This window comes from Dermacoccus sp. CCH2-D9 (genome assembly GCF_001556795.1).
In the GTDB taxonomy this organism is placed as follows: Bacteria; Actinomycetota; Actinomycetes; order Actinomycetales; family Dermatophilaceae; genus Dermacoccus; species Dermacoccus nishinomiyaensis.
In genome coordinates, this window is record NZ_LSJT01000067.1 from 1 (window position 1) to 10,255 (window position 10,255).

9 protein-coding genes are annotated in these 10,255 nt (G+C 69.0%); 4 read left to right on the forward strand and 5 right to left on the reverse strand.

The genetic code is table 11. The features are described from left to right. Positions 1 to 227: 227 nt before the first annotated feature. Complete coding sequence (locus AX669_RS06045) at positions 228 to 1,886, forward strand: cytosine permease (RefSeq protein ID WP_006946925.1); 1,659 nt, start codon at positions 228 to 230, stop codon at positions 1,884 to 1,886. Between the two features lie 220 nt (positions 1,887 to 2,106). Here AX669_RS06045 and AX669_RS06050 read toward each other — a convergent pair whose 3' ends face one another. Beyond that, a complete protein-coding gene (locus tag AX669_RS06050; protein ID WP_062257243.1) occupies positions 2,107 to 3,063 on the reverse strand; it encodes a TIGR04222 domain-containing membrane protein in 957 nt (318 codons plus the stop codon). A gap of 171 nt (positions 3,064 to 3,234) precedes the next feature. Here AX669_RS06050 and AX669_RS06055 point away from each other — a divergent pair, with 171 nt between their 5' ends. Next, positions 3,235 to 3,999 carry an ABC transporter permease gene (locus tag AX669_RS06055; protein ID WP_062257244.1) on the forward strand — a complete coding sequence of 255 codons (765 nt, stop codon included), beginning with the start codon at positions 3,235 to 3,237 and terminating at the stop codon, positions 3,997 to 3,999. 394 nt (positions 4,000 to 4,393) lie between these two features. Here the strand turns inward: AX669_RS06055 and AX669_RS06060 are convergent, their stop codons facing one another. After that, positions 4,394 to 4,573, reverse strand: coding sequence for a hypothetical protein (locus AX669_RS06060; protein ID WP_006947113.1), 180 nt, complete (start codon positions 4,571 to 4,573; stop codon positions 4,394 to 4,396). Positions 4,574 to 4,832: 259 nt separating this feature from the next. Continuing rightward, positions 4,833 to 6,332 (reverse strand): UDP-N-acetylmuramoyl-L-alanyl-D-glutamate--2,6-diaminopimelate ligase, encoded by a 1,500-nt coding sequence (locus AX669_RS06065; RefSeq protein WP_231729449.1) that lies wholly within the window; start codon positions 6,330 to 6,332, stop codon positions 4,833 to 4,835. Positions 6,333 to 6,795: 463 nt separating this feature from the next. On the opposite strand from AX669_RS06065, the gene AX669_RS06070 reads away from it, so the two are divergent. Then, positions 6,796 to 7,098, forward strand: a complete 303-nt coding sequence (locus AX669_RS06070) for a hypothetical protein (protein ID WP_006947131.1) — start codon at positions 6,796 to 6,798, stop codon at positions 7,096 to 7,098. A 69-nt stretch (positions 7,099 to 7,167) separates the two neighbouring features. Then, positions 7,168 to 7,845: a response regulator transcription factor gene (locus AX669_RS06075; protein WP_006946951.1), complete on the forward strand. Its 678-nt coding sequence runs from the start codon at positions 7,168 to 7,170 to the stop codon at positions 7,843 to 7,845. An 88-nt stretch (positions 7,846 to 7,933) separates the two neighbouring features. Here the strand turns inward: AX669_RS06075 and AX669_RS06080 are convergent, their stop codons facing one another. Continuing rightward, positions 7,934 to 9,397: a cell wall metabolism sensor histidine kinase WalK gene (locus tag AX669_RS06080; protein ID WP_156444940.1), complete on the reverse strand. Its 1,464-nt coding sequence runs from the start codon at positions 9,395 to 9,397 to the stop codon at positions 7,934 to 7,936. A gap of 191 nt (positions 9,398 to 9,588) precedes the next feature. Then, the coding region (locus tag AX669_RS06085; protein WP_062257250.1) for a phosphatase PAP2 family protein at positions 9,589 to 10,255 on the reverse strand (667 nt) is incomplete at its 5' end.

A 10,255-nucleotide genomic window follows, 5' to 3' on the forward strand; every position in this document is an offset into this window, starting at 1 on the left:
TCGCCGACGCGTCCGGCCCGCCGACGCCTCGTCCAGTCGCGATGTTGCCCGCTTTTCGCGGCGCGGGTGACCGAAAACGCGGGCAACATCGGGGTAGGGGGCGCAACTCTCGTGAAACATCGTCTCGCATCCGTCGAAACATCGGCTGCCTAGATTCCTGCGTACCGAATGGCGATACCGCCACCTCGGTTGTCGAAACGCAGGACGAGAGCAGAGGGGCGCACAGCATGGCGACGTCGCAACTGGAACCACAGGTCGACGAGCGGGCCACCGCGTCCGCCGTCGGGACCGCGAAGGCGAGGAGCGAGACGCTGGAGGACTACACGCTGCGGTTCGCGCCGCGCAGTTATCGGCGCTGGGCCCCAGGCATCGTCGCGACGTCGGCGCTCGGTGGGATCGCCTACCTCGCCGACTTCTCGATCGGCGCCAACATCGGCATCCAGCACGGCACGACGAACGCGATTCTCGGCATTCTCGTCGCGGCCGCCATCATCTTCGTGACGGGTGTGCCCCTCGCCTACTACGCGGCGCGCTACAACCTCGATCTCGACCTCATCACGCGCGGCAAGGGCTTCGGCTACTACGGCTCGGTGCTGACGAACGTCATCTTCGCGAGCTTCACCTTCATCTTCTTCGCGCTCGAGGGCTCGATCATGGCGCAGGGGCTCAAGCTGGGGCTCGGGGTGCCGCTGTGGGCGGGTTACCTCGTCAGCAGTCTCATGGTCATACCGCTCGTCGTGTATGGAATGAAGGCGCTGAGCAAGTTGCAGGTGTGGACGACGCCGCTGTGGTTGCTGCTCATGGGTGTTCCGCTCGTCTATCTCGTTCAGGCGCACCCCGGCTCGGTCGACACCTTCCTCGACTACAAGGGCGCCCATGGTGGGGGCGTCAGCTTCAGCGCCGTCATGCTCGCCGCAGGTGTCTGCCTCTCGCTCATCGCGCAGATAGCCGAGCAGATCGACTACCTGCGCTTCATGCCCGCGAAGACCCCGGAGAACTCGCGACGCTGGTGGACGGCCGTCATCGTCGCCGGCCCCGGCTGGGTCTTCTTCGGTGCACTCAAGCAGATGATCGGGCTGTTCCTCGCCGTCTACCTCATCGCCAACGTCGCGGGCGGTGCGTCGATCGCCAACGAGCCCGTGCACCAGTTCCTTTCGGCGTACGAGCAGATGATGCCCCACTGGCTCGCGATGACGCTCGCCGTCGTGCTCGTCGTCATCAGCCAGATCAAGATCAACGTGACGAACGCGTACTCCGGCTCGCTCGCGTGGACGAATTCGTTCACCCGCGTGACGAAGCACTACCCCGGCCGCATGGTGTTCGTGCTGTTCAACGTGACGATCGCCCTCGTCATGATGGAGGCGAACATGTTCGACTTCCTCAACGACATCCTGGGCTTCTACGCAAACCTTGCCATCGCGTGGATCGTGACCGTCGCGAGCGACATCATCGTCAACACCTATCTGTTGAAGCTGTCGCCGAAGACTCCCGAATTCCGCCGGGGCATGCTGTACGCGATCAACCCGGTCGGGTTCGTCTCCGTCATCGTCGCGGGGGGCCTGTCGATCGTGGCCTTCTTCGGCGGCCTCGGCAGTGGGTTGCAGCCGTACTCGCCGATCATCGCCGTCGTGCTCTCCGTCGTTCTGCCGCCCGTCATCGCCGTCGCGACGAAGGGTCGCTACTACCTGCGCCGCGACACCGACGGGCTGGCGCACGAGATGTTCGACGAGCACGGCAACCCGTCGGCGGCCGAGATCGACTGCGAGGCCTGCGGCGACGTGTTCGAACGCCCCGACATGCTGGCCTCCGCGACGGGTGACGGTGCTGTCTGCTCGCTGTGCGTCGCGACCGACCGCGACGGTAAGCACGTACTGCCGGCACGGTGACGTGTGGCTTCCGGCGGATGGCTGACGTGAAGCTCCCTGCGTGAGTCAGCGTCGACTTGAGGAGCTGCGAAGGCTGTCGCGCACCCGCTGACGTTGCACGAGGAATGTGCATCTGCCCGAGGAATACACAGCATATTCCTCGGGCAGATGCGCATTTCTCATGCAGCTGACGCGGCAGCCGATGGTGCAGGCCTTGATGACGCGGTGGCCGGGCGTAGCGTCAGCTCGAGCAGCTGCTGCCGCCACCGCAACTCGAACCGCACGACGAGCCGCCGCAGGACGAGCCGCCGCCGCACGAACCCGAATTGCACGATCCTGCACTGCCGCAGCAGTTTCCGCCGCTGCACCAGGCGTCACCGGAACCGCCGGAACCGCCGGAATGGCCGGAATGGGTGTCGCACGACCAGTCGGAGCTCGACGTACCCGACGAGCACGTGTACCCGTTCGTACTCGACGGCTCTGCGCCCGAACTCGCCCTCGCGTGACGCTGCATCTCCTCGTCGACGACGTGGTCGCTCAGCCCCCATCCCAGGGCCGCGGTGGCCGGGAACGCGATGAGCAGCGGCCGCGTCCCGTACAGGCCGACGGAGTAGCCGAGCCCGCCGCGCATCGGTGGCTGCGTGAGCCCCGCCGCAGGGCTCGGCACGCGCAACCGTAGCTGCTCCAGGGCCGCAGCCCCGGCCTGCGTGCGGCGCCCCTGCCGTGTGGTGCGGACAGCACGCACGAGGTTGTACGCCCCGAAACACGTGAAGCCCAAGCCGACCAGCACGCCACCCACAGACTTTCCGGTGGCGGCGATGATCGCCATGGCGACCCCGAACAGGGTCATGAACGTCGTCTTCAGGGCCTCGCCCTTGCCGCCTCTGCGCGGCGCATTGAGCAGGCCGCGGCGCACGGCGTCACGCTGCAGTTCGTCGAGCGCCGCACGCACGGCGGGGACGTTCTCGAGGCGTGGCGCGCGGCAACGGACGGCGTCGACGACCGCGCGCTGCAGGGGCGTGACGTCGGCGGGTGGGATCGTCCACGCCTCGAGGCGCCCGTACGCCGTCTGACGCAGATATCCCCGTTCGAGCAGATCCGCCGTCGCCGCCTGCAGTGCGGCTGCGCGGCCGTTGAGCATGCCGACCTGCTCGGGTGTCATGTCGCGTGCGCCGACGTGGTGCGCCTGGGTCGTCATGGTGTGCTCCTCCCCTTGAAACACATCATGCCCGCCGAACGCCTGACAGGAGCGAAACGTCCCGAACGCTGGGGCGAGTGCCCCCGCCGGCAGCCGGGCGGTGCGCGACGGGCGAGGCCCCTGGCGTCGTGCGGTGTGCGAAGCGGCGCCGGCGTCGGTGAGAATGGCCGTATGACAACAGGGTTCGGCTGGCACGTCGTCGTCGCCATTGCATGTCTGCTGGTGATGATCCAGGTCGGCTACCGGGCTTCGGGCGTCAAGCTGACGCGGACGTCGCTCGTCGCCGTTGCGCGTGCCTGTGTGCAGCTGACGCTCGCCGCCCTGCTCATCACGAGCGTCGTGCGCTACCTGTGGGCGTCGGTGCTCGCGGTTGCCGTCATGTTCATCGTGGCTGTGCTGACGACGACGAAGCGGTCGGGCGCGACGGACGTGCGGGCTCGGCTCGCTGCGGCGCTCGCGATGGCGGCAGGGCTCGTGCCTGTCCTCGTCATCCTCACCGTCAGCGGTGTCGTGCCGATGAAGGGTGTGTCGATCATCCCGACGGCGGGCATCGTCATCGGCAACGTCATGAGCGTGCACACCCTCGTCTCGCGGCGCGCGTTCGACGGGCTGCGCGAGGAGAAGAACATGTATGAAGCCGGGCTGTCGATCGGCATGCTGCCCCGCGACGCGATCAGCGAAGTCATTGCGCGACGCCTCCCCGAGTCGCTCATCCCCGTGCTCGACCAGACACGCACAGCCGGCATGGTGACGCTGCCCGGCGCGTTCATCGGCGTCATGCTCGGCGGCGGATCGGCCGTGCAGGCGGCTACGGCGCAGGTCGTCGTCTCGACGTCGATCCTGGCTGCGCAGGCCGTCACGTCGGCCGTCGAACAGCGCATGATCTGCGCACGGCGGTTGCTGACGCCCCAGCTGCGCGAGACGCTCATCGACTGACGGGATGCCCCATCGCCCGGCTGGCGACTTCCGCCTGACGTCTGGCGTGATCGACGTTCCTCGGCCTCGCACCTGCCGCCGGTGCCGCCCCGGACGTGACGAAGCCCGCGTCACCTGTGGTGAGGTGATGCGGGCTTCGTCGTCGACCACTGCGAGCAGTGGCGCTCGAAGGCTTGTGGCCTTCGAAGCTGACGGCCAGGTAGGCCAAGATCTTTTATAGCAAGTCGATCGACGCCGTCCTGAGTCGGGGTAAGTCGTCTCGCTCGTCTGACTGAGGCTGCGCGGCTGGACGGTGCATCCGTGGCGGTTGCGTCCCTGCGTGACGACGAGCCGTGGTGCGACGGGCTGGCGACGAGAGGCGCGGAGCGACGTACCTGGCGACGAGCGGTCTGCGTCAGTGCGCGGCGACCATGCGGCCGTAGTAGCTGGGGATGCTCTCGTGGCGTTCGAGGCGCACGGGACGGTTGGCCTTGACGATCTGGGCGCCCCACGTGGCGAGGAAGCCGAAGAAGGCGACGACGCCGACGGCGCTGATCGTCATGAGGATCCAGAAGACGGTGTTGAGGTTGTCCATGGGAAACGCTCCTTCTACATCTGTAGTGCTGGTGTCTGATGTGAACACTACGCCTGTAGTAAGAGTGTGGCAAGCGGGGGTGGTGTCACCTCCGACACAATGGGTGCCGCGCCCGCGCTCGCCGTCCCCTTCTGCGATTCCCGTCCACACCGGCGACCTACGTCCCCTTCCGCGATTTTCGGTCACCTGTGCACGCCGTTCGCAGAGGTGGACAGGAATCGCAGATGTGGACGAAATTCGCAGATGAGGACGGGGGGCGTCAGAGCTCGGCGAGCAGCTCGGTGACGACGGTGGTGTCGTGGAAGTCGACGTCGCCTCCGGGCAGGTGCTGCACGCGCTCGTGGCCCTTGCCCGCGACGACGACGATGTCGCCCGGGCGCGCCTGTGTCAGCGCCTGACGGATGGCGTCGCGGCGGTCGAGGACGATCGTCGTGTTCGACGGATCGGCGCCCGCCATCACCTCGTCGGCAATGGCCTGCGGATCCTCGTCGTACGTGTCGTCGTTCGTGATGATGTTGACGTCCGCGAGACGACTCGCCGCCTCGCCCATCTTCGGGCGCTTCGCCGGGTCGCGCCGCCCCGCTGCGCCGTAGACGCAGATGACACGTCCGCCTTCGCTGCGGACGCCGCCGTCGGCGTGGTCGCGGCCCACGACCGCGCGCGCGACGTCGAGGACGAGTTCGAGGCCGACCTCGGTATGGGCGTAGTCGACGACGACCTCGAAGCCCTTCGCGGTGGCCGCTGGCACGCGCTCGAAGCGGCCCGGCACCTGTGCCATGTGGGCGACGGCGCCGACGAGGGTGTCGAGCGGCATGCCCATCTCGAGCGCGATCGCGGACGCGCCCGCGACGTTGTGCACGTTGTAGTCGCCGAGCAGCGGCATCTGCAGCTCGATGACGCCGGGGGCGTCGCGTCCGTCGAGGAAGCGCTCGGGCGTCGTCAGCGTGAACGCCGTGCCGCCATCGCTGGGGTGAACCTTCGTGATGCGGTAGTCGGCGTTCTCGCTCACGCCGAACCCGACCGTGCCGGGCACCTCGGCGACGATGCGCGCTCCGTAGGCGTCATCGACGTTCGTCAGCTTCGGCCCGTCGGTCCACTCGAAGAGGCGCCGCTTCGTCAGGAAGTAGTCCTCCATCGTGCCGTGCAGGTCGAGGTGGTCACGGGTGAGGTTCGTGAACAACGCTGCGGCGTAACGGGTTCCGGCGACGCGGTGGAGGTGGATGCCGTGCGAGCTCGTCTCGAGGACGACGTGCTCGACGCCCGCGTCACGCATCCGCGCGAGGTTGCCCTGCACCTGCGGAGCCTCACCGGTCGTGCGGACGGCCGGCTCGCGTTCGCGTCCGACGACGATCTCGGCGGTCGTCAGCAGGCCCGTCTTCTCCTCGCCGTACGCGGCGCTGAGGATGCCGTGCAGGACGTAGCTGCTCGTCGTCTTGCCGTTCGTACCGGTGATGCCGTAGACGGTGACGTCGTGGCTCGGGTGCCCCGCCGTCGCGGTTGCGAGGGCGGCGAGCGCGATGCGCGCGTCCGGCACGACGACGGTCGGGGTGCCCTCGACGTCGCGCTCGGCGACGACGAGGCTCGCCCCGTTCGCGACGGCCTGAGGCACGAACGTCACACCGTCGACGGTGAATCCGGGGATCGCGACGAACGCGCCACCCGGCTTCGCGGCCCGCGAATCATGGGTGACGGCGTCGATGCCGTCGACGCTCTCGGGCACGCTCGCGCCCAGGATCTTCTCGAGTTCTGCGCGGCTCACATACACCCTGCGAGCCTAACAACGCGTGGCCGAACGCCCGTCGCGCCGCGCGGGGGACGGTGATGTCGTCTGGTGCGTCGCAGTGTGGACATGCTCGAGCGATGGCTCGAGCGGCGACGTGAGGAGAGGCAGAGTGCAATGGGCGAGATGACTGGCACAAGGCCTCAGGAGGGCGCGGCAACCCGCGGCCGAGAAGCGCGCTTCGGGCCGGAATCGGCGTCGTCAGCGTCGTCGCGGCGATCGTCGGCCACTTCTTGATGCTCGCCGCCCGGTCATGACGATGAGGGCCGTGCTGACCTGCGCCGAACCCGACGGTGCGTGCGTTCGACGCCCGGACCCCTTTGTGTGCAAATGCACCCGGATGCATTTGCACACAAAGGGGATGAGGACGCACCGTTCGCCCCACAGCCACGCCACAGGCGCGCACGAGGTGTCGCCTGGGTGTGACGCGCATCGTCGAGGCATGAACCTCGCCCCGCGCTCACGCTTCACCGACCTCGCCGTCGCCTGGGTCGCCGCCGTCGCCGCGATGTTGGCGCTGGGCACCGTCGTCGGGCAGCTGATCGGCGACGTATGGCCCGCGTCGGCCTGGGGGTCGCTCGCCTCGTCGACGCTGCTCCTCGCGCCCGTCGCACTCGCCATCGGTCTCGCCGGATGCTGGTGGCTGACGCGCCGTCGCGCCGCCGTCGAACCGCTCGAGGTGCTCGGCATCGGGCTTGTCGCGCTGCCCCTCATGCTCGCCGGGTGCTGCATCGTCACGTCCTGACGCATCGCGTCGGCTCACCGGTGTCGTGTAGACCTGGGGCATGACGATCGACGCGCGCGAGGAGGCGGCATGAGGGTTCTGCTCGTCGAGGACGAGAAGCACCTCGCCGACGCTGTCGCGAGCGGTCTGGGGCGTGAGGGATTCGTCGTCGACGTCGCCGGTGACGGCATCACCGGCCAGTGGCTCGGCGCGCAGAACCCGTACGACGTCATCGTCCTCGACATCATGCTGCCCGGCCGCAACGGTTACGACGTGCTCGCCGGGCTGCGCCGCGACGGGGTGTGGGCGCCCGTGCTCATGCTGACGGCGAAGGACGGCGACCTCGATCAGGTCGACGCGTTCGACCTCGGCGCCGACGATTACCTGACGAAGCCGTTCAGCTTTCCCGTGCTCGTGGCGCGGCTTCGGGCGCTCGCGCGACGCGGTGCGCCGGAGCGGCCGACGGTGCTCGACGTCGGCGGGCTGACGATCGACCCGGCGCGCCACGTCGTCATGCGTGGTGACGTCGAGATCTCTTTGACGGCAAAGGAATTCGCGCTGCTGCTCTACCTCGCGCGACGTGGCGGAGAGCCCGCGTCGAAACCTGAGATCCTCGACAACGTGTGGGGCGCCGACTTCGAGGGCAACGACAACGTCGTCGAGGTGTACGTCGGGTATCTGCGTCGCAAGATCGACGCGCCGTTCGGCACCGCCAGCCTCGAGACGGTGCGGGGTCACGGCTACAGGTTGGTTGAGGCGGCGGAGTGACGCTCGCCGAGCGGTGGGCGCCGCAGGGGTGACGCTGAGGCGAGGGGTGGATGCGGCGGGCCGCATCAGGTCGGGGGGCGTATGAGGCTCAGTCCATCGGCAACCGGAGTGTGAAGCGGCACCATCCGTCGGGTGATTCTTCGGCGACGAGTGTCCCGCCGTGGGCCTGAACGATGGCCCGCGCGATGGCGAGCCCGAGGCCGCTGCCGCCGGCGTCGCGGCTGCGGGCGTCATCGAGGCGGACGAAGCGGCCGAAGATCGCCTCACGATCGCCGGCGTCGAGGACGCTTCCGTCATTGTCGACGGTGAGAACGGCCGTTCCGCGTGCGTCGCGAGGGCGCTCGTTCACTCGGCCCGCCCCGTCCCTGTCCGTGGCCGGCTCGCGGCTGCCGGCATCCTCCACCCGCGTCGTGACGCGCACGGCACTCGTCGCGTGACGCAGTGCGTTGTCGACGAGGTTGCGCACGACCTGCGCGAGACGCTCGCCGTCAGCGACGACGCGTACGGGCGCGAGGTCGGCGCTTACCACGACCGGCTCGCCGTCACGGGTCGGGGAAGCGCTGCGGGCGCGCAGCACCTCGGTGTGGGCGACGTCGTCGAGATCGACGTCTCGAAGGGTGAGCGCAAGGGCGTCGTCGTCGGCGCGCGCGAGGGCGAGCAGCGACTCGACGATGCCTTGCAGCCGCAGCGTCTCGGCGTGGATGACGCGCGTCGATTCGGACGGTTCAGGGTCGGTCTCGGTGAGGATGCGGATCGTCGCTAGGGGGCTACGTAGCTCGTGGGAGGCGTCGGAGATGAACGCGCGCTGGCTCGCGTCGGCGGCGTCAAGACGGTCGAGCATCGCGTTCATCGTGATGGCGAGCCGCTCGATCTCGTCGCCCGTCGCGGGCACCGTCACACGTTCGGGACGGTGGGAGGAGCGGATGCGTTCGACGTCGAGACGGATACGTTCGACGGGGGCGAGCGCGCGCCCGACGACACGGTGGATGCCCCAGCCGGTGACGACGAGCAGGCATCCCGCCGTCAGGGCGAGCAGGACGATCGTCGTGTCGACGATCGTGTCCTCGTGGTCGATCGGCGCGGCCGCCACGACCCAGCGCTCGGCGCCGGATCGCGTGTGCGCGGCGAGCGTCACGACGACGTAGTGGTCGCGGTCGCCATCGAGGGTGATCTCCGTGCGACGCGTGCTCTCGGCGGGGCGGGCGAGGGGCGTCGAGGCGTGGGAATCATTGGTCGCGAGCAGCGCGCCCGAGGCGTCGAGCACCTGCACGACCTGGGTGTGGACGCCCGCGGCACGCAACGCTGCGGAGGCGTCATCCGTCGTGCTGAGTTCTCTCGCGACCTGCTGCGCCTCCGTTGTCGCGCTGTCGCCTGCGCTCGAGGTGAGGATCTGCCTCAGCCCGAACGTGAACGCCGCGAGCGCGATGGCGAGTGCGACGAGCGCCGCGACGACGAACGTCGCGACGACCCGCACGCGCAAGCCCCGTACGCGGCGAGGGAGGTGATAATGCACCCCCTCACCGTATGCGGGGCCTGTGAGTGGGGTGGTCATCGATTCGTCCTCGACGTGCGGCAGTGGTGTCGGCCGGTCGACGGCCGGGGCGTCGGTGGGGTCGTTGTTCGTATGTCGCTGCCTGGGCCGGGGGTCGTCCGGTGTGGCCCCGGTCGTGGGTGGGATGCTCGCTGGAATGTCGATGCCGGCACCCCGCATTGTCCGGGGCCCGCAGGGCGTCGGCGCAGTCGTCAGTGGCACAACCGGCGTGCGACGAGCGGCGCGAGTGCTGCGCCGACGAGCGCGAATCCGGTGACGAAGACGAGGGAGGCAGCGACGTCGCCGAGGAAGTGAGCGCCGAGGTAGAGGCGCGACGCCGCGACGACGAGCGCGAACGGGATGCCGATGGCGAGGACGAGGCGCGTGGATCGACCGAGCGAGCGAGCCGCGAAGAACGCCCCGGCGACGATGGCTGCGGCGAGCGCGGTGTGGCCGGACGGGAAGCTGTCGCGCGCCGTCTCGTGCACGAGGGCGTGCACCTGATCGGCCGGCGGGCGCGCGCGTGTGAAGACGAGCTTCAGCGACGACGTCGCGAGCCACAGGCCGGCCGTGCTCAGCGCGAAGATGACGGCTGCTCGACGGTGGCGCACGAAGAGCAGCGCCGCGACGATGGCGACAAGCAGCGGGCCGACGATGGGGCCGATGACGACGTCGATGCCGTGCGCGAGGCTGACCAGCGGGCTGAGGCGGTCGTGCGAGAGAGCCGTGTCGAGGCCGAGCTCGCCCGTCGCCGCAGCACCTTCGTGGGTGACGACGGCGCCGAGGCCGAGCCCGCCGGCGACGAGCGTTGCGCCGGCTGCGCCGGCCTTGGCGGTGAGGTGGTGTGCAGCGGGGGCGCGGCGGGCTCGGCCTCGGCGC